Consider the following 19,193-nt stretch of genomic DNA (forward strand, 5'->3'; position numbering starts at 1 on the left):
TATTTCCGTACAGAGGTAATTTTATTTATTTCGGGTATTCTTATATAATGGGGATGGAAAGAAAGAAGGGATCGATACAACCATGTTTACAATTGGAAGCCGCACAGTTAAGACAGCGATTGGCGCGATGATTGCCTTGGTTATTGCTCAAGTTTTGTCGCTGGAAAATACAGCAACCGCTGCAGTTATCACCTTATTAAGTGTTCAGAGTACACAGCGCAGAAGTATACAGATTGCATGGCAGCGGTTTGCAGCTTGTATACTTGGGATTTTATTGGCTGTATTGATATTTGAAGGATGTGCTTATACAGCTGTTGCAGTAGGTTTATTATTATTTATTTATATACCGGTCATGGCTAAGCTGGGGCTTCAGGACGGTATTGTACCTGGTTTTGTTATTGTCATGCAATTATACATATCGCAAAATATTACGTATGAGCTTATTTTAAACCAAATCTGCATCGTATCGATTGGAATTCTGGTCGCTCTTTTGTTCAACTTATATATGCCAAGTGTTGAAGGTGAGATTAAGAAGATTATAAAGGAGCTAGAAGGAAATTTTAAAGTGATCTTCTTGCAATTCGGTCAGTTTATTCGGAAAAAAGAACGTGTTTGGAATGATGAATACATTATTAAAACAAAGAAGCTAATCGAAGTGGGTATGGAATTAGCCAAGAGAAGTGAGGAAAATTCCTTTTTTAAAAGAGACTCCTATTATTTGCAATACTTCACTAAAGTGCATCAGCAATTCCAAATCGTTGAGCGAATGGCTCCTTTAATCATTCATCTGCCTACAACATTTGAGCAGAATGAAATGGTAGCTGACTTCGTAGATGATTTGGGTGCAAATATAGAAGACCGGAATCGTCTACTGTTAAAATTACAGAATCTAAGAGGTAAGTTTGAGAATATGGATTTACCAAAAACAAGGGAGGAGTTTGAAACTCGTGCTGCCCTGTTAATCTTGATCAATAAAATTGAGCAATTTATCGAAATCCAATCGTAGTAAAGAGAACGTGCTGTTTTCAAAACAGTTCGTTTTTTTTGTGTGGAAGAAAGGTATGGCGTCTATAATATTGCTGCTTCTGGCCGTAAACTTTCACAGTATTCATGCAACAATTTCCATCCATCTTCATATCTTTTAAATCTCTGTACAAACAGTTTAACAACCTCTTTCTTTTCACCATCCATTTCAAATGTTACCCAAAATAAAACAATGACCTCATCCTCAGACGCTGGAGTAGTATGTAAAATAGTAAAATTCCATTTTGGGTTATGTCCGCAATATTGTTCAAAAGCTTCTGCCCATCCTAGGCAAGCCTCCTTATATCCCCAATCTGAAACGACACCATCCGCATTTGCCCAACGAACAGATAAATTCAGAGAAAGCTTGGAAATCATCAATTCAGTATTACAGCTATTCCATATAGATTGAAATTCAAGAAAGAAGGACTTAAAATCCTCAATAAGTACTGACTGATTCAAATTGGAACCTCCTCGTTAAAGTAAAGATGGAGCCTCTTTAATACTATTCTATACAATGGATATATTTCCCTTTTATCAATAAGAGAAACTATTTTGTATGAGAGCATTTTATCATTCATTTTGAAAGCATGTGTTTAAAAATGCAAAAAGCGCGTCTATGTTGCTAAAAGAACACAAAAGTACAATATAGATCAAGCTTTGCTCTTTTTCAACAAATATATGGTGTATTGAATTAATTCATGTCAAAAAGGAGCGAACGATTCATTTGCTCTTCAGATGGTAATTAATTGAAAATGGAAAATAGATGGAATATACTGAAAGCGTTCACAAAATGATGGATATAAATGGAGGGAATTAAATGACCACTACTATAAGCTCTAATATTAGTCCCAAATTAGCAGAGTTTCTAAAAGGTACAAAACAGTTATATATGAATGGTGAATTCGTAGACTCAGTATCTGGTAAAACATTTGAAACAATGAATCCTGCTACTGGTGAAGTTTTGGCTGTGATTTCAGAAGCGCAATCTGAAGATATTGATTTAGCTGTCAAAGCTGCACGTAAAGCATTTGATCAAGGACCATGGAGAACAATGAATGCTGCAGAACGCAGTCGTTTAATATACAAATTGGCAGATTTAATGGAAGAAAACAAGCTGGAGTTGGCTCAATTGGAAACATTGGATAACGGGAAGCCTTTCCGTGAAACATCTAATGCAGATATTCCATTAGCCATTGAACACTTCCGCTATTTTGCAGGTTGGTCGACTAAAATCATGGGACAAACCATCCCAGTAGCCGGTAATTTTTTTAATTATACAAAACATGAACCAGTTGGAGTGGTTGGGCAGATTATCCCGTGGAATTTCCCATTATTAATGGCTGCCTGGAAACTCGGAGCGGCACTTGCTACCGGGTGTACAATCGTATTAAAACCAGCAGAAAACACACCTCTTTCTGCATTATACCTGGCACAACTAATTAGTGAAGCTGGATTCCCGGATGGAGTCGTCAATATTGTCCCAGGATATGGTCCGTCAGCAGGACAACCATTGGTCGATCATCCAATGATCGATAAGATTGCCTTTACGGGTTCGACTAAGGTGGGTAAACAAATTATGAAATCAGCTGCTGATACGCTGAAACGCGTAACATTGGAACTTGGAGGAAAATCGCCGAATATCATTCTTCCGGATGCAGATTTATCAAAGGCTGTTCCGGGTGCATTAATGGGTATCATGTTCAATCAGGGGCAAGTTTGCTGTGCAGGCAGCCGTTTATATGTCCAAAAGAAAATGTATGATAATGTCGTTTCTGATTTAATAACGTGTGCCAAGGATATTAAACAGGGTAATGGGTTAGAAGAAGATACAACGATGGGCCCGCTTATTTCCGCCCAGCAGCAGTCCAGGGTAAAAGGATATATTGACCAAGGTGTTGAAGAAGGAGCCGAAGTGTTAATTGGAGGGGATATTCCATTTGATAAAGGCTATTTTGTATCACCGACCGTGTTTGCAGATGTAAACCATAGCATGACAATAGCAAAAGAAGAAATATTTGGACCTGTTGTAGCGGCCATGCCATTTGATGATATTGATGATCTTATACAAAAAGCCAATGACAGCAACTACGGGTTAGCGGCAGGTGTTTGGACACAGGACTTGAAAAAGGCTCATCAAATCGCACATAAGTTACAAGCGGGTACGGTATGGGTAAATACCTATAATACATTTGATGCGGCTTCTCCTTTTGGAGGGTACAAACAATCCGGTATTGGTCGTGAAATGGGAAGCTATGCACTCGATAACTACACAGAAGTGAAGAGTGTATGGATTAATATGGACTAAGATCTTTAAGAAAGCAGTGTGGTTATGGACGGTAATCACACTGTTTTTCCTTATTTGGTTAATCAGTTAAATAAGAGCATAAATAAGCCCCATAAAAGTCAGAGCTATGTCTGTCTTTTATGGGGTGATTTTATTTATTAAGAGCTTAGCTTTTCTTTAAAGATGGCTCAGTTTGAATTTTTGGAAGGTCTTTTGGTTCTTCCTGTTTAAAGATACTTTGTAAAACGAATGTCTGGATGATCAAGAAGATTCCGCTTGTTATCCAATAGAGCGGAAGAGCAGCCGGAGCCGAAAAAGAAATGAACATAATCATCATAGGTGACAAGAGTCCCATTAATTTCATTTGATTCTGCTGTTCAGGCTGCATTTGGCTTGAGCTGACTTTGAATTGGAGATAGTAAATCAATCCGGCAATTAACGCCATGATCATGTTCGCCTCGCCAAGACTAAACCAAAGGAAGTCATGGGTTGCAATTGTATGTGAGTCCCTAATGGCATAATAGAATCCCATTAATATCGGCATTTGAATCAGCATTGGTAAGCATCCGATATTGAGAGGATTTACGCCATGCTTCTGATAAAGCTGCATCATTTCCTGTTGAATTTCTGCTTTCTTCGCTGCATCAGTTGTTTGTTTTAATTTTTCTTGTATAGCTTCCATCTCAGGCTTTAAAACTTCCATTTTCCGTTTCATATCAGCTTGAGTTTTATACTGTTTAACAGTCAACGGCATGAGCAATAATTTAATCAGCAACGTAGCCAAAATAATGGCGAGCCCATAATTCCCCTGAAATAGATCTGCATTAAATTCCAGTAAGGATAATAAGGGAGAGACAATAAAGTGTTGGAAAAAACCGTCTCCGTTAGAATTGGCTGAACATCCACTCAACAACATTCCTGCGAATAAAACACCTATTAATTTTTTCAATCCATTTCCTCCGATCATGTATTTGTTTATACGATGGGATGGAAATGGCTGCTTTCTTTATCTCCGGGGTTTACCTTAATACGAAATAAAGTGAAAAAGCGTTGAATATGGCGTTTATCTATAATTGGCTGTTTCTTATTGCTTTTTAAAATCGGTTGATTCGTTCCTTCTTCATAGTGGTTACTGAAAAGGACTTTATTTTGCTTATGCACTATGAATAAGGCGGCTAACGGAAAGACAACCGAGAATAAAAAGGCAATTATTAATGTCTGCTGTATGACATCATAATCGTATTCAATTAATAATCCTATCATGGCTGGCAACTCTCCGTTTAAGATTTTCAAATTATGAAGTGATTTGTTATGGATACTATACCATTAAATGAATGCCAGGGATAGAAGAAGTTCTCTTATTAAGTGAGAAGAGACGAATAAGAAGGGAATAAAGTTTTAGCTGAGAGGTGAACAGTTTTTTTTGATTGATATTTACTTATATAAACAAAGGTGTTAGCTACCTTAATCATTATGCTGCAAGATCAAAATAAAGTTTAATAAAAGGATTTAACAATATTTTAATCGAATAAATATAGATGCATATAAAAGAGTCAGAATTCGAAGGGAAATTTCTTTATGTTTACTAGAATTAAAGAAGGTGGAGATAGATTTGGAAATAGATATATTAGGTGCAGGAATAAATTTTGGGCTATTTTGTATTGGGGTTGGATTAGCTTTATTGGGGCATTACATAGGTAAAGGACTCATAAATTTTCGTCAGTCTAAAAATGTAATTGATTACAATGTGTTTTTAAAAGAGAGTGACCTAGCCTATATTTTTAAATTAAATAGGAATGAAATAAAGGCTTTATTGACTGAACATCAGGATGTCCCTAAGCTGGTATTAAACGGAACTACCTATTATCCTAAAACAATTAATTGAATGGATTTCATCCAAGAATTTTAGCAGTTAAACGGACGGTTTAAGTAAAAAAAGAACAAACGGCTGGTTTCCCAGTCGTTTGTTCTGTTATTTATAAGCGAATAGACTCTATCCTATAAAAATACTTATATAGAAAGTAAGTAATCACACCGTAATAATGGTTACCTCAATATTTCCTCGCGTTGCTTTAGAATAAGGGCAAACCTGGTGGGCCATATCAGCATATTTTTTAACTTCTTCTTTATCCAAACCAGGGATAGAGACATCTAAGCGGACAGCCAGTTTAAAACCGCCATCTTCTTCATCTTTACCAATCGTTACATTAGACGTGACCGTTGTATCTACTTTTTTTCGATCCTTACGTAATACGAGGTTTAATGCACTGTCATAACAGGCAGCATATCCTGCTGCAAACAGTAATTCTGGGTTTGCAGCTTGTTCTCCGCTACCTCCCAATGCTTTTGGTTGCCTCACATCTAAATCTATAATCCCGTCTTCAGATTTTACATGTCCTTCACGACCGCCTGTGGATGTGACGGTTGCTGTATATAATGGTTCCATCAAACCAACTCCTTAATTAATGATATATAGCACTTTTCCCTATTTTGGTTTTATTAAACAGATTGTCAAAAGAATAGGTATTAATCATTATGAAAATATTTCCTTTTTTATCTAGACTACATAGAAAAGCTAGGTATATAATAATGGTGAAAGTAAATTTATGGGAAGTAGTGTGTATATGTATGGAAACAGAAATGCTAACTATTTTTGATGAATCAGGTTCCGCGATTGGGGTAGCCACACGCGATGAAGTCCATAATAAAGGATATTGGCATCAAACCTTTCAATGTTATGTGGTTGGAAAAGAAAATCATGAAGAATATATGTATCTTCAACTTAGAAGTCATTTAAAAAAAGATTTTGCTAATGTTTACGATATAACTGCAGCGGGACATATTCTTTCAAACGAAACGGTAGCTGATGGTGTAAGAGAAGTTAATGAGGAACTTGGATTAAATGTTACCTATGATCAACTAAACAGCCTTGGTATGTTACCTAATGTAATAGAAACAGAGACAATCAAAGACCATGAATTAAGTCATGTTTTTCTTTATGAAATGACAGAACCTATGGAGACTTTTATCCTGCAGCCGGAAGAAGTATCTGGAATGGCAAAAGCTCGATTATATGATTTTATTTCTTTTTACAATGGAGATTCAGATCATTTGGAGATTGAAGGCTATAAGCAGGATTCTAGCGGAGGTAAAACCTGGTTTAAGGAGACAATAAGTAAGGACCGGTTTGTACCGCATTCTAAGCAGTATTTTGTTAGCGTGGCAGAAGCTATTTGCTCTAACCGGAAAGCTTAAATCGAGGAAGTGCTTAGAAAAGATAAACGATCGGTAGCATAGTCAACTGAATCTCGGAATGGACATAGAAATCAAAGTAAATTATAACTCAATATATGCCGAGTCTATGCAGCAAGTCTATCAATCTGTGGGCTGGAATAAGCATACAATTGAAATGATTAATCAAGTATTCACAGTAAGCACGCATGTGGCTATTTCTTTTAAAGAAGATAGACTAATTGGTTTTGGAAGAGCGCTATCAGATGGTGTATTTAATGGTGCGATTTATGATCTCGTAGTCTATACAGACGAACAGGGTAATGGAGTAGCTAAGGAAATTATTAACTCTCTATTAACACAATTGAAATCCGTATCTTGTATCCACTTAATTTTGACAGTCGGAAACGAGGAATTTTATAAAAAATGCGGATTTTACCCATTGAAAACAGGTATGGCCCGCTATTTGAATCAGGAGTTGGCTGAAACCTATTTGGTTAAATAAAAAAGGGGGAATACAATGTTTGAACAGATTATAACGGAGGCAAATGAACTGCGTGCTCTGATAGGAGAACCAAGTAAACTAGTACAAAATAAAGTGATTAAACGATTGGATGATCATTGTGTGCATTTCATAAGTAAATCTCCGTTTGTGTTTATTGGTACAACGGATGGAAACGGGAATTTAGATGTTTCACCTAGGGGAGACCAAGCTGGATTTGTTCGAATATTGGATGAAAATTATTTGATAATTCCAGAACGGAGAGGCAATAAAAGAATGGACACCTTATACAATCTTCTAATGAACCCTGGAGTAGGCTTGTTGTTTATTATTCCAGGCTTGGGTGAAACCCTCCGTGTAAATGGAAAAGGGTACGTAGTAAAAGATCCAGACTTGCTTGAGTGTTTAGGTGTTAATGGAAAGACACCAAACATCGGTATTGGGGTTAAGGTAGAGGAATGCTTTATTCATTGTGCAAAAGCATTTATTAGATCAGAATTATGGAACCCGACAACGTGGCCAGATAAAAATTCTCTTCCTCAAGCTTCAAAGATACTTGCAGCGCATGCCAGCCAATTGAAAACAAGAGCTGAAGACATTGAAATTCAATTAAAGGAGGGTTACACAACCAGATTATTTTAAGCAATCTTTTGTTGCTTTCTGATAGTAATCTTATTCTTTCGCCATAGTAAAAATAAGACTGTTTTCGTAAGGATGTTGCTTTTGTATAATTTATTCTGAGTTGTAAAACCGCCACCTCCAGGAAGGAAGTGGCTGTTCTCGTTATTTAAAGAAATGACGCGTTAATTCATATACCTTTTTACATAATTATAGAGTGGTTTTACATCATTAATCGGTTTATTTAATACAGGTACGGCTTTTTGCATCCATATTGTCGTGTAAATATCTCGAAGTTCTCCCTCAATCTGTAAATCCAGTCTATATATGTTTTAATCAGGATAGAATGTTCACTTCACCGCATATATTCCATCGCCAAATTGCTTCTATCCGAGCTATAATATAATTAAATATTACAAATTGACCCCATTTTTAAAACTCTCCAACGAAAAAACATTCTAATCTGCCTATTTATATGAATTGAGGTGTTTATATGGAAAAAATCATTGAGGTACGCCGCCTCACCAAAACCTATGGTGACATTACTGCGGTGAATGATATTGATTTTTATGTAGAGCAAGGAAAGCTGTTTGCCTTCCTCGGTCCTAATGGCGCGGGCAAAAGCACGACAATTGATATGTTATGCACGCTCTTGAAGCCAGATAAAGGAGAAATCATCATCAATGGCTTTCAGATTGCTAAAAATGATTCAAAAATCCGTGAATCAATCGGGGTAGTCTTCCAGGAAAGTCTGCTCGACCCTCTCCTGACTGTACGGGAAAATCTCCTAACAAGAGCCAAATTCTATCAGATTCCAAAATCGGAGCTCAAATCCAGAGTGGAACAAGCAGCGATTGCAGCTGATGTCATGGACTTTATTGATCGCCCATACGGAAAATTATCAGGAGGACAAAGGCGCCGCGCTGATATAGCAAGAGCTCTTGTGAACACACCGAAGGTTCTTTTCCTGGATGAGCCGACTACCGGTCTTGACCCCCAAACAAGAAGAAGTGTTTGGGAGACGATTACGAACCTGCAAAGAGATCAGGGACTGACTGTATTCTTGACGACACATTATATGGAGGAAGCCGCCTCTGCCGACTATATCATGATTATTGATGATGGAGAGATTGTGGCAAAGGGAACTCCTTATGAACTGCGAAATACATATAGCTCAGATATGCTGAAAATTGAACCGATTGACTATGCTGCTCTCGATGAGCTTTTTCAAGCCAATGGAATCAGTTACAAAAACGAGCATCAACTGATGATCATTAAAATAGCGAATACAAAAGAGGCCCTCTCGATTCTAAAATTGGCAGAGCCCTTGATTGCAAATTTTGAAGTGATGCATGGGACAATGGATGACGTGTTCATCGAAATCACAGGAAAGGAAATACGTGCTGATGTTTAATTTAGCAAAGCGTAATCTAAAACTATTTTTTCGGGATAAAAGTGCGGTCTTCTTCTCCTTATTGGCCGTCTTCATTATCATTGGCTTATATGTCCTCTTTCTTGGAGATACCATTGCAGGGGACATGACCGAAATTAAGGAAGCTCGATACTTAATGGACAGTTGGATTATGGGCGGTCTTCTTGCCGTTACCTCTGTCACGACGACAATGGGCGCTTTTGGCACAATGGTAGAGGATCGGGCAAATGGCAATGCAAAAGATTTCTATGCTTCGCCATTAAAAAGGTATCAAATCGCTGGTGGTTATGTAATCAGTTCATTTATGGTCGGCCTCATCATGTGTATGGTCACTTTTGTCTTAGCGGAGATATATATTGTCGCAAACGGTGGGGAGCTTTTGCCACTCATAGGTATGTTAAAAATCATTGTGTTGATGTTCCTATCGGTTCTAGCCTCAAGCGCAATGGTGTTTTTCTTAGTTAGCTTCTTTTCAAGTGTTAATGCATTTGCAACTGGCAGTACGATTATCGGGACATTAATCGGGTTTCTTACCGGCATTTACATACCAATTGGCAATCTACCTGATGCTGTACAAATGATTGTGAAGATCTTTCCGGTCACCCATGCAGGCGTCTTATTTCGTCAGGTATTTATGGAAGAGCCCTTAAAAATATCATTCGACGGTGCACCAAGTGCTGCAGTCGATGGTTTTAAAGAAGAACTGGGTGTTGTGCTGACATATGGTGACTTTACTGCCCAAGGTAGCACGCATATTCTTGTCCTGGTAGGAGTCACCATTTTATTTTTCGCTCTTGCCGTATGGAATGTATCACGAAAGAAATCTTAGCAGGGGACATAGTTTCCTGCTATTTTCATGCACTAATATAGTTATCTTTTTCCTGAATCAATTTCATGTTAATCCAGCTAAATTGCCCTTCACCGCATCCTCAAACAGTATTTTTTAATAATGACTCTTATTCGATTATTATATCGAAGCTGTATGATCCTTTCTTATTCCCTAAAGCTTTAATTAGAATCAATATTAGGGAATGTGAATTGCAAATATTTTCCTAATATTTGATATAATGGTAGAGGTTGGAGAGAATTGAAAGTAAGAGGAATTACTATAAAGGTATATTTTTATAATTCAAACAGCAAAAATACCATTAACAAATACCGCGGAAAAATGATAATAAGGGGCGAATAAATTGATCAAAACCACTGAAGAATTGTTAATTGCTCTGCGAAGTGTTATTCAAGAAAGCCGAGTAACGACCAATCATACTATTTTAGAACAACACAGCATAGATGAATCGTATCATCGTGCTAGTCTGCCTGATATAGTAGTGTTTCCGACAAACACAGAAGAAGTGAGGGAGATAATTACTATAGCGGATCAATATAAAGTGCCGATTGTGCCATTTGGAAGGGGAACAAGCTTGGAAGGGCATGTTATTCCTTATGACCATGGAATCATGATTGACTTTTCTCTTATGGATAAAATAGTAGAGGTTAGGGAGAAGGACTTTCTTGTGAAAGTTCAACCAGGGGTGACGCGTTCTCAGTTGAATAAAGAGCTGAAAAAATACGGATTGTTTTTCTCCGTAGATCCGGGAGCAGATGCAACACTTGGTGGGATGGCAGCTACAAATGCCAGTGGAACAACATCTGTTAAATATGGAATTATGCGTGACCAAGTTCGGGATTTAGAGGTTGTTCTCGCAGATGGCACAGTGATTCATACAGGAAATTTAGCAGAAAAATCTTCTTCTGGCTATCATTTAAATGGTGTATTTGTTGGTTCGGAAGGGACACTTGGATGTTTTACTGAATTGACATTAAGAGTGTACGGTATTCCTGAAAATATTATGGCAGCGCGAGCATCCTTTAAAACAGTTAGTGATGCTGTTGAAGCAGTCTTGAATATTTTACAAGCGGGAATTCCAATTGCAAGAGTTGAGCTCGTAGATGAACCTTCTATGAAACAAGTAAACCTTCATAATAAGACGGCCTATCTGGAACAGCCAACCTTATTTTTAGAATTTGAGGGGAATGAGGCGGGCTTAAAGCAAGATGTTGAATTTATGAAAGAGATTGTGGAGGCTCACAATTGTGAACGTATTGAATTCGAGACCGATAATGCTGCTCGAAATCAGCTATGGGAAGCTCGCCATAATCTAGCTTACTCCTATATTCATGGACACCCAGGAAAAAAACTCATGATAACCGATGTTTGTTTGCCCCTTTCCGAGTTAGCAGGTGCTATTGCTCATGCAAGAGAAACACTTGATTTGTTAATGCTTACAGGCGGTGTTGTTGGGCACGTCGGTGATGGCAATTTTCATGTTCTGTTAATGATTGATATGAATGATTTTGATGAACTGAAAAGAGCTGATCAATATAATGAAATGATTGTCATGTATGCACTTGAACGAGGAGGAACTTGTACAGGAGAACATGGTGTCGGCATTGGGAAACAGAAATACCAAGAGAAAGAACACGGAGAAGCACTGCTGGTGATGGAAAAGATTAAACGGGTACTAGATCCAGATAATCTTCTAAACCCAAATAAAATTTTTAAAATAAAGAAAGAGAAATAAATAGATTGGTAGAATTTGTTTTAACCTTGATAGCTCTCTTAAGATAGAGACATGTATTGGTGGATGAGTTTTTATAATGATAACAGGAGGGTTTTAGGGGTGGAATTACAACAATGGTTTGAAAAAGGTTTAACAACGGAACAGTATATCGATGGTATGAAAACAAATAAAGAAAATCTCCTAAAGGTATATGAATCGTTCCATCTATCAGGGGAGAGTAAAGAGGCGCTTTTAACTATACCGCCCACTGGGATTAAGGTTATTGTGTTGACAGAAGATTGGTGCGGGGATGCAATGGTAAATATCCCGATTTTACTGCGTATTGCAGAGGCAACAAATATCGACGTTCGTTTTATCCTGCGTGACAGCAATTTAGAGTTAATGGATCAGTATTTAACCAATGGAACGGCTCGATCGATCCCGATTTTTATTTTCATAGATGAGGATGGAAATGAAGTAACCGTCTGGGGACCACGCGCTGCTAAAATTCAACAAAGCTTTGAGGAATTGAAATCACAGTTACCAAGCGCAGATGCCCCTGATTTTAAAGAAAAACAACTTGAGATGTTCAAAGAATTTGTAAATAAATTTACGGTGGATTATGATACTTGGCATGTTATTGCAGATAGCATTATTAGTAAGTTAAAAGAAATTAAGTAGCGAGTGATTCATCTAAAAGTATTAGAAGAGGATATATCACCGAGAAAAGCTTAGGCGACATACAAGGACGGGCTTCAATGATTCAATAGAATGGAATCCAGCCGTAAAATTTTGACAATCATTTAACTTCAGGCTTCGGTAATTAGGAACTTAAAATCTAGATAATTGAATGTGTAGAGAAAATATTTTTGGAAAGGACAGAAGGAGCAGGCTTCCCAACAAGAAGAAACCTGCTTTTATATATGGGCCATTAAAAAATGTGAAAGGATTGCAAAGTCAATAAAAGACGGTGGAACTGCAAAGTTAGTCAAGTACTCAAAGGAATAGAATGCTGGTTATATGAAAGGATTTTTGAATTGGAGAAATATAAAAAAAGAAAGTGTCCGTTTGTTATTTCAATTGCTGCTGTTTCAGGTGGAGGAAAAACGACCATCACCTCTTACCTGAAAAATAATTTGCAAAATAGTGGAACTCTATCCTTTGATGATTATGATTTTAATGGTCCCAATGACATGATTAATTGGATTGATAATAGAGGTAATCCAGATGATTGGGATTTATCACCGCTTCTTACAGATATAAAAAAGTTAGTTAATGAACCGCTGGATTACATAATAGTAGATTTTCCATTCGCTAATTTACATAGTCAAATGAAGGAAATTATTGATTTTGCAGTATTTATTGATACTCCACTGGATATTGCCATGGCACGAAGATTAACTCGAGATTTTAGAAATGGTGCCGTTGAGGAGATTATGATGGATTTAAATTACTACATTGGTTGGGGAAGAAGGGGATATCTTCATATGTTGAATACGATCAAACCGATTTCTGACCTCATTGTAGATGGAACATTACCTGAATATGAGATTGTAAATATTATTACTAAAAAAATAGAAACATAGTTGATTTTAGGGGGTAAACATGGTGAATATACGCTATGTAACAACAGAAGAGGAAAAGCAAAAGGTCTTGTCAGCCTATTTTAAAGAAGGTTTGAGTGGTCAATTAGATACTTTTCCGAGTAAGGAGAAAAGAAAGCTGATCATTTTACAAAATATAAGTGAACGTTTTGAACTGGGGAGAGTATATTCAGAAATAGAAATTAACGAAGTATTGAAAACAATTTACGGTGATTTTGCAACAATTAGAAGAGAGCTTATCGTGTATGGATTTATGAATCGCAGCAAGGATTGTTCGGAATATTGGATAAAAGAAGATTAAATGGATAAAATTTATATTGAGCAAGCCAAGCAAAAATGTTAGGGGATAATAGGATATTTAAATTATGTTGAATGATGAACTATTTAGTCTCACCCTTTGGAGACCGGTATTCTATCAAACTATAGCGAAAGTCCACGGCTGTCAAATTGACGGTCTTCTTTTATGCTGTTAAAGAGCAGTTTAGTTGAAAACAAATAGTGGATTGATAAACTGAAATAAGTGTATATTTATACTATGAGTGTAATAATGAAACTAATTTGATTAGTAGGTTTTGTAATCATAATACAAGTATACTGCATGAAATAAAAGTTTATTTACATAATATGATTATTATACGGCAATCATTTCTTTTGACCGACGAAAAAGGGTATCGGATAACTAATTATATAAATTATACAACTAAGGGTGAGGTAGCATGAAAAACTTATTAAAAAAGATAACCCGATTTTTCAAAACAGATAAAGAGTTATTTATTGAAGAATTGAACGATTACCGCCAAATATTAGATGATGCTATAAAAATTTTAGAGGAGAACATTCAAATTTTAAAGTTAGCATTAGCAAAGCATATAGAAATCGGTCATTACTTAGATATGAAACAATCGAACAAGCTTATTCGAATTGAAAGTATAAATAAGTTAGTCACACAGTATGTGGATCATAAGAAAGATACAGCTGCCAGGGAAATGATTCGAGAAAAAGTTAAGGAACAGCAGAAATTACAATGTCTGAATGAAATAATAGATATGCATAATCAAAGAATCCAAGAATATCAATATAGGCTAAATAAAGCCCTTTGTGTTTTAGATAATGATAAAAGCAATCGAGAAGCTTTTATTATCAAACAGAAAATAGCATTACAGGAATTGGTGATTTCTGAAAAGTTAGACAGAGGGAACTGCAAGAAGCATATTGAACGGATTAAAAGGGAAATTATCGATAAAGAGTCCTATAAAGAACTTAATCCAAAAGAGGATACAGTAAATGAAGTGTTAATAGATAGCGAGATTGAGAAGGAACTTTCCATCTTTAAACTGAATTACTCTTCAAGTAATGTGTAAATCCTTTAAAATCAAAAGCTTATGTTGAGCTTTTATGAGGTTAGTTTTGGTCGGGCTAATCGAATAAAGGTTTATGATGCCATTAACGTATGAATATTAAGATTGAAGACAGGGAGATTATTTCTCTGTCTTTTTTACTTTTTCATTTAGGACTTCGCTTTCTTGCTGTTAAGAATGATCATTGCCATACTATCTTGTTCGATATTATCTTGGTTCAGTTTATCAACAGAAGAATTGAATTGAAGTAAGGATAATTACAACGATAACGAATGGAGTAAATTATAAATGGTGATACTTTAAATGTTTTAATAATTCAAACACTTAAAGTATAATAATGGAATATCTGGAGATTTTTATTATTCCTACAAAACATTACATATTTCTCTTGAATGGGATGGAAGGTGAGGGATGGTAGTTGAATTATTCGTTACATCCACTTGGAGACCGAGCAATTTTAATTGAATTTGGCAAAGAGATAGATGAAGAGACCTATAACTCTGTCCGAAAGATAAGCAACATATTGGAAAGTGAGCAACCTGAGTGGCTGATTGAGGTGGTTCCCGCGTATACAACACTTACCTTATTTTATTCTCCTGAATATGTTTATCGAGCATTTCAGGAAAGTCGGCTACCATATGAAGTAATCACTAGTGAATTAAAAAGATTGCTAGACCGTCTTCAACCATCAATTAAAAACGAACAAAGAAGAGTGGAAATTCCAATTTGCTATGGCGGAGAATACGGTCCGGATCTAGTATATGTGGCTAAATATAATTATTTAACTGAACAGGAAGTTATTGAGATTCATTCAAGTGGTGATTATCTTATATACATGCTTGGTTTTGCACCTGGATTCCCCTATATTGGAGGAATGTCTAAGGAAATTTCAGCACCAAGAAGAAAATCGCCAAGACAAAATATACCCCCGGGAACGGTAGGAATTGCTGGTGAACAAACAGGAATTTATCCAATTGAAACACCAGGAGGTTGGCAGTTGATTGGGAGAACTCCTCTGAAATTATTTAATCCAACTGATTCGTCACCCACTTTATTGCAAGCTGGGGACCGGGTTCAATTTAAACCAATTAGCCCTGAAGAGTATGTCAGTCTGGAGGGGGAACGGCAATGTTAATAATTGAAAAATCGGGTTTGTTAACCTCCATTCAGGATTTAGGAAGGTATGGATTTAAAAAATATGGGATTATCACAGGCGGAGCAATGGATCCGTTATCTCATAGAATGGCAAATCTGTTGGTCCAGAATCATGAAAATGAACCGACGATTGAAATGACCCTCTATGGTCCAACTATACGATTTTTAGAGAATACGATAGTTTCTTTGTGCGGAGGAAACTTATCCCCTTCTTTAAATGGCAGGCCAATGCAAATGGCAAGTCCTATTCACATTCAAAAAGGGGATGTTCTGACATTCGGCCAGCCTAAGACAGGATGCCGTGCCTATTTAGCAATACGCGGGGGCATAAAGATTCCAAAAGTGATGGGGAGCTATTCCACTTATTTACGTGCACAAATAGGGGGATTCAAAGGGAGACCTTTGCAAAAGGGCGATCACTTAGGGGCTGGTCCTTTAAAACTTGAGAGGGATGTAATTAGCACGAAGTGGTTTGCTTCGAACTTGTTGCATATAGAGCCAGAAGGCCGTAAAAAGGTAAGGGTTTTAAAGGGCAGGCATTTTGAAGAATTTACAAAAAGGAGTATAGATGCCTTTTCTAAGCAATCTTATAAAATTTCTCCTCAATCAGATAGAATGGGTTATCGTCTTGATGGAGTCTCGCTTGAACTTTTTAAGCAGAAAGAGATTATTTCAGAAGCCGTCACTTTTGGGACGATACAGGTTCCTGCAAATGGGAAACCAATTATATTGATGGCTGATAGTCAGACGATCGGCGGCTATCCAAAAATAGCAGAAGTTATTTCGGTTGATTTGCCAGTTGTTGCCCAGGCAAAACCAGGTGATTCTTTGCAATTTGAATTCGTCACATTGGATGAGGCGCAGCAGCTTTATATTAATCAAGAAAAACAACTGAAAATTTTAAAAAGGGGAATTGGGATGAAATTTAATAAGGGGAAACAATATGTATAAGATTGACATTAATTGCGATATGGGAGAAAGCTTTGGGCAGTATCGATTGGGGCGAGATGAAGAGATACTAAATTATGTATCTTCAGCTAATATAGCCTGTGGTTTTCATGCAGGCGATCCATCGACAATGAAGAAAACAGTACGGTTAGCGCTTTCGAAGGGAGTTGGAATAGGAGCACATCCGGGTTTTCAGGATTTAATAGGTTTTGGGCGCAGGGAAATGAGGGTTAGTCCTGAGGAAGCCTATGATCTGGTAATCTATCAAATCGGTGCATTATATGCGTTTACAAAGGCAGAGGGAGGCAAGCTACAGCACGTAAAACCGCACGGAGCTTTATTTAATATGGCGGCAAAGGATGTTGCTCTGTCCGAAGCCATTTCGGAAGCGGTATATGATGTCGATCCTGAATTGATTTTATTTGGATTATCCGGTGGAGAATTGGTGAAGGCGGCCAAACGTATTGGTTTACGTGCTGCCAGTGAGGTTTTTTCAGACCGCACTTATCAGGCGGATGGAACATTAACCTCCAGAACGGAAGCCAATGCATTGATTAAAGATCCAACAAAAGCCATTCATCAAGTTGTTCGTATGGTGAAAGAGCAGAGGGTTACTTCCGTTCAGGATGAGGTGATAACGATAAAAGCAGATACAGTCTGTATTCATGGAGATGGAGAAAACGCGTTGGAATTTGCAAAGCAAATCTCAGAAACATTAAAAAGAGAAGATATCGAAATTCAAAAAATAGATCGTTTCATAAATGAATTGATATAAAAAATCTCTTTGGAAGACATTTGAATACAGCTGGTTGTTATTCTAACTAATGAGCCAAAGCTGGATGGGGGAGTCGTATGAAAAAGAAAGAATCGCATTTGAGTATTTTAGTAGGGGCTGCCTTTTTAATGGCCACATCAGCGATCGGCCCAGGATTTTTAACACAAACGTCTGTATTTACTGAACAGCTATTGGCGAGTATGGGCTTTGTTATTTTGATATCCATTATTATAGATATTGGGGCACAGGTGAATATTTGGAGAATTATAGCTGTATCAGAAAAGAGGGCGCAGGATATAGCGAATGAATTACTACCGGGATTAGGTTATTTTTTAGCTACTTTAATTGTATTAGGGGGATTAGCATTTAATATTGGGAATATTGCGGGGGCAGGACTCGGTATCAATGTAATCACTGGGGTCGATGCAAAATGGGGTGCGCTTTTAAGTGGATTAGTTGCGGTAGGAATATTCTTAGTTCGTGAGGCTGGTAAAGTAATGGATCGGTTTGTACAGATTATGGGCTTTATTATGATTTTTCTTACTGTTTATGTAATGTTCACAGCTAATCCTCCCTATGCCAAAGCTCTTGTACATACAGTGTGGCCTGATGAGATTAATCTGCTGGCGATTGTCACATTGGTTGGAGGAACAGTCGGTGGTTATATAACTTTTGCGGGTGGGCACAGATTAATTGATGCCGGGTTGACTGGAAAACAAAATTTACCTCAAGTTACTAAGAGTGCGGTTAGTGCCATTGGCATTGCATCCATCATGCGAATATTTTTGTTTTTAGCAGTATTGGGAGTGGTTTCACAGGGCTTTGTTTTGGATGCCGGTAATCCGGCAGCCTCTGTCTTTAAGCAAGCTGCAGGGAATGTAGGATATAAAATGTTTGGGGTCATAATGTGGGCTGCTGCCATTACTTCAGTTATAGGTGCAGCATATACATCGGTTTCCTTTATCAAAACCTTTAGTAGTTTTGTTGATCGTTATCAAAAATGGTTTGTCATTGCTTTTATCGTTATTTCAACGGCAGTGTTCGCGACAATTGGCCAGCCTGTACAGATTCTCGTGCTGGTGGGGGCATTAAATGGTTTGATTCTTCCTGTGGCTCTTGGTGTTATGCTAATAGCAGCCTATAAGAAGAAAATAGTAGGAGACTATAAACAGCCTTTATGGCTTACTGTTTTTGGTGTAGTTATCGTTATTGGTATGGCGATAATGGGAGGTTATTCACTCATTAATGGTTTGTCACAATTGTTTTAGTAAATAATCTTTGATTAATGAGTCTCAATATCATTTAATCCATTGAGAAGTTATAACATCTAGATTTTAATCAAAACCCTAATTTCGTTCATATAATCTTTGTGAAAATCAGGGTCTTTTTATGTAATGTTCCGCATATATGGTTCGTGGCACGGATTCATTCATCGGTTAATTTTCCAGGAAAGGAATCAACTTATTGTATATTATATTCACCCCTGTTTATCACCGGTAATCAGCGGTGATTTAAGCGGATTTCCTTAGAGTTTTGCGCCTTTTTATACACCTTAAATTTATGGTTATTATACGTAAGTGCGTGGAATAAAATTTCATTTTACATCAACACAAAATGTTTTGTCAATAATTAATTTGTAAAAATATCAAAAAAATGGTATAATAGTTTTACAGTTGTTTTTTATCGTATTTCAAATTCC

General features: G+C 37.0%; 22 protein-coding genes. 18 read left to right on the top strand and 4 right to left on the bottom strand.

Annotated elements, in window-relative coordinates:
• Window positions 1-82 precede the first annotated feature (82 nt).
• Window positions 83-1,006 carry an aromatic acid exporter family protein gene (locus F7984_RS07735; RefSeq protein WP_066099977.1) on the top strand — a complete coding sequence of 308 codons (924 nt, stop codon included), beginning with the start codon at window positions 83-85 and terminating at the stop codon, window positions 1,004-1,006.
• A gap of 62 nt (window positions 1,007-1,068) precedes the next feature.
• Here the strand turns inward: F7984_RS07735 and F7984_RS07740 are convergent, their stop codons facing one another.
• Window positions 1,069-1,485 carry a hypothetical protein gene (locus tag F7984_RS07740; RefSeq protein WP_066099976.1) on the bottom strand — a complete coding sequence of 139 codons (417 nt, stop codon included), beginning with the start codon at window positions 1,483-1,485 and terminating at the stop codon, window positions 1,069-1,071.
• A 358-nt stretch (window positions 1,486-1,843) separates the two neighbouring features.
• Between F7984_RS07740 and F7984_RS07745 the strand changes: the two genes are divergently transcribed.
• Window positions 1,844-3,331, top strand: coding sequence for an aldehyde dehydrogenase family protein (locus tag F7984_RS07745; RefSeq protein WP_066099972.1), 1,488 nt, complete (start codon window positions 1,844-1,846; stop codon window positions 3,329-3,331).
• Between the two features lie 145 nt (window positions 3,332-3,476).
• Here the strand turns inward: F7984_RS07745 and yidC are convergent, their stop codons facing one another.
• Window positions 3,477-4,259 (bottom strand): membrane protein insertase YidC, encoded by a 783-nt coding sequence (gene yidC / locus F7984_RS07750; RefSeq protein ID WP_308810529.1) that lies wholly within the window; start codon window positions 4,257-4,259, stop codon window positions 3,477-3,479.
• A 26-nt stretch (window positions 4,260-4,285) separates the two neighbouring features.
• Window positions 4,286-4,603, bottom strand: coding sequence for a hypothetical protein (locus F7984_RS07755; RefSeq protein WP_187393415.1), 318 nt, complete (start codon window positions 4,601-4,603; stop codon window positions 4,286-4,288).
• A gap of 319 nt (window positions 4,604-4,922) precedes the next feature.
• Between F7984_RS07755 and F7984_RS07760 the strand changes: the two genes are divergently transcribed.
• Window positions 4,923-5,195, top strand: a complete 273-nt coding sequence (locus tag F7984_RS07760; RefSeq protein ID WP_140461320.1) for a DNA-binding protein — start codon at window positions 4,923-4,925, stop codon at window positions 5,193-5,195.
• Between the two features lie 144 nt (window positions 5,196-5,339).
• Here F7984_RS07760 and F7984_RS07765 read toward each other — a convergent pair whose 3' ends face one another.
• A complete protein-coding gene (locus tag F7984_RS07765) occupies window positions 5,340-5,756 on the bottom strand; it encodes an organic hydroperoxide resistance protein (protein WP_140461321.1) in 417 nt (138 codons plus the stop codon).
• A gap of 182 nt (window positions 5,757-5,938) precedes the next feature.
• Here F7984_RS07765 and F7984_RS07770 point away from each other — a divergent pair, with 182 nt between their 5' ends.
• The 15 genes from F7984_RS07770 to F7984_RS07835 all read left to right on the top strand — a co-directional run bounded on the left by F7984_RS07770 (window position 5,939) and on the right by F7984_RS07835 (window position 18,762).
• The gene (locus F7984_RS07770) at window positions 5,939-6,565 is read left to right on the top strand and encodes an NUDIX hydrolase (RefSeq protein WP_181161990.1); all 627 of its coding nucleotides are present in this window, start codon (window positions 5,939-5,941) and stop codon (window positions 6,563-6,565) included.
• 58 nt (window positions 6,566-6,623) lie between these two features.
• A complete protein-coding gene (locus tag F7984_RS07775) occupies window positions 6,624-7,046 on the top strand; it encodes a GNAT family N-acetyltransferase (RefSeq protein WP_140461323.1) in 423 nt (140 codons plus the stop codon).
• A 15-nt stretch (window positions 7,047-7,061) separates the two neighbouring features.
• The gene (locus tag F7984_RS07780) at window positions 7,062-7,685 is read left to right on the top strand and encodes a pyridoxamine 5'-phosphate oxidase family protein (RefSeq protein WP_066099961.1); all 624 of its coding nucleotides are present in this window, start codon (window positions 7,062-7,064) and stop codon (window positions 7,683-7,685) included.
• A gap of 469 nt (window positions 7,686-8,154) precedes the next feature.
• A complete protein-coding gene (locus tag F7984_RS07785; protein ID WP_139891164.1) occupies window positions 8,155-9,075 on the top strand; it encodes an ABC transporter ATP-binding protein in 921 nt (306 codons plus the stop codon).
• Complete coding sequence (locus F7984_RS07790) at window positions 9,068-9,922, top strand: ABC transporter permease (RefSeq protein WP_066099955.1); 855 nt, start codon at window positions 9,068-9,070, stop codon at window positions 9,920-9,922. Before F7984_RS07785 ends, F7984_RS07790 begins: the two co-directional genes overlap by 8 nt.
• Window positions 9,923-10,283: 361 nt before the next feature.
• Window positions 10,284-11,675 carry an FAD-binding oxidoreductase gene (locus tag F7984_RS07795; protein ID WP_139891162.1) on the top strand — a complete coding sequence of 464 codons (1,392 nt, stop codon included), beginning with the start codon at window positions 10,284-10,286 and terminating at the stop codon, window positions 11,673-11,675.
• Window positions 11,676-11,774: 99 nt separating this feature from the next.
• Window positions 11,775-12,335: a thioredoxin family protein gene (locus F7984_RS07800; protein ID WP_140461324.1), complete on the top strand. Its 561-nt coding sequence runs from the start codon at window positions 11,775-11,777 to the stop codon at window positions 12,333-12,335.
• A 356-nt stretch (window positions 12,336-12,691) separates the two neighbouring features.
• Window positions 12,692-13,240 (top strand): nucleoside/nucleotide kinase family protein, encoded by a 549-nt coding sequence (locus F7984_RS07805; RefSeq protein WP_066099948.1) that lies wholly within the window; start codon window positions 12,692-12,694, stop codon window positions 13,238-13,240.
• A gap of 19 nt (window positions 13,241-13,259) precedes the next feature.
• Entirely contained in the window at window positions 13,260-13,559 is a 300-nt protein-coding gene (locus tag F7984_RS07810; RefSeq protein WP_140461325.1) for a DUF2087 domain-containing protein, read from the top strand.
• A 415-nt stretch (window positions 13,560-13,974) separates the two neighbouring features.
• Window positions 13,975-14,619: a hypothetical protein gene (locus F7984_RS07815; RefSeq protein WP_140461326.1), complete on the top strand. Its 645-nt coding sequence runs from the start codon at window positions 13,975-13,977 to the stop codon at window positions 14,617-14,619.
• A gap of 89 nt (window positions 14,620-14,708) precedes the next feature.
• Window positions 14,709-14,867, top strand: a complete 159-nt coding sequence (locus F7984_RS18965; RefSeq protein ID WP_187393416.1) for a hypothetical protein — start codon at window positions 14,709-14,711, stop codon at window positions 14,865-14,867.
• Window positions 14,868-15,034: 167 nt separating this feature from the next.
• The gene (pxpB, locus tag F7984_RS07820; RefSeq protein ID WP_140461327.1) at window positions 15,035-15,751 is read left to right on the top strand and encodes a 5-oxoprolinase subunit PxpB; all 717 of its coding nucleotides are present in this window, start codon (window positions 15,035-15,037) and stop codon (window positions 15,749-15,751) included.
• The gene (locus tag F7984_RS07825) at window positions 15,745-16,722 is read left to right on the top strand and encodes a 5-oxoprolinase subunit C family protein (protein WP_140461328.1); all 978 of its coding nucleotides are present in this window, start codon (window positions 15,745-15,747) and stop codon (window positions 16,720-16,722) included. The genes pxpB and F7984_RS07825 overlap by 7 nt, the downstream gene beginning before the upstream one ends.
• Entirely contained in the window at window positions 16,715-17,494 is a 780-nt protein-coding gene (locus F7984_RS07830) for a LamB/YcsF family protein (protein WP_066099931.1), read from the top strand. The genes F7984_RS07825 and F7984_RS07830 overlap by 8 nt, the downstream gene beginning before the upstream one ends.
• A gap of 77 nt (window positions 17,495-17,571) precedes the next feature.
• Window positions 17,572-18,762, top strand: coding sequence for an NRAMP family divalent metal transporter (locus F7984_RS07835; protein ID WP_066099928.1), 1,191 nt, complete (start codon window positions 17,572-17,574; stop codon window positions 18,760-18,762).
• Window positions 18,763-19,193 lie beyond the last annotated feature (431 nt).

Source organism: Pradoshia sp. D12 (assembly GCF_008935075.1).
Classification (GTDB): domain Bacteria; phylum Bacillota; class Bacilli; order Bacillales; family Pradoshiaceae; genus Pradoshia.

Bases quoted from the DNA above. Each gene is read 5' to 3' on its own strand.
- F7984_RS07735 (WP_066099977.1), top strand. From the start codon at position 83: ATGTTTACAATTGGAAGCCGCACAGTTAAGACAGCGATTGGCGCGATG.
- F7984_RS07745 (WP_066099972.1), top strand. From the start codon at position 1,844: ATGACCACTACTATAAGCTCTAATATTAGTCCCAAATTAGCAGAGTTT.
- F7984_RS07765 (WP_140461321.1), bottom strand. From the start codon at position 5,756: ATGGAACCATTATATACAGCAACCGTCACATCCACAGGCGGTCGTGAA.
- F7984_RS07770 (WP_181161990.1), top strand. From the start codon at position 5,939: ATGGAAACAGAAATGCTAACTATTTTTGATGAATCAGGTTCCGCGATT.
- F7984_RS07775 (WP_140461323.1), top strand. From the start codon at position 6,624: ATGGACATAGAAATCAAAGTAAATTATAACTCAATATATGCCGAGTCT.
- F7984_RS07780 (WP_066099961.1), top strand. From the start codon at position 7,062: ATGTTTGAACAGATTATAACGGAGGCAAATGAACTGCGTGCTCTGATA.
- F7984_RS07785 (WP_139891164.1), top strand. From the start codon at position 8,155: ATGGAAAAAATCATTGAGGTACGCCGCCTCACCAAAACCTATGGTGAC.
- F7984_RS07790 (WP_066099955.1), top strand. From the start codon at position 9,068: ATGTTTAATTTAGCAAAGCGTAATCTAAAACTATTTTTTCGGGATAAA.
- F7984_RS07810 (WP_140461325.1), top strand. From the start codon at position 13,260: ATGGTGAATATACGCTATGTAACAACAGAAGAGGAAAAGCAAAAGGTC.
- F7984_RS07815 (WP_140461326.1), top strand. From the start codon at position 13,975: ATGAAAAACTTATTAAAAAAGATAACCCGATTTTTCAAAACAGATAAA.
- F7984_RS18965 (WP_187393416.1), top strand. From the start codon at position 14,709: ATGAATATTAAGATTGAAGACAGGGAGATTATTTCTCTGTCTTTTTTA.
- F7984_RS07825 (WP_140461328.1), top strand. From the start codon at position 15,745: ATGTTAATAATTGAAAAATCGGGTTTGTTAACCTCCATTCAGGATTTA.
- F7984_RS07830 (WP_066099931.1), top strand. From the start codon at position 16,715: ATGTATAAGATTGACATTAATTGCGATATGGGAGAAAGCTTTGGGCAG.
- F7984_RS07835 (WP_066099928.1), top strand. From the start codon at position 17,572: ATGAAAAAGAAAGAATCGCATTTGAGTATTTTAGTAGGGGCTGCCTTT.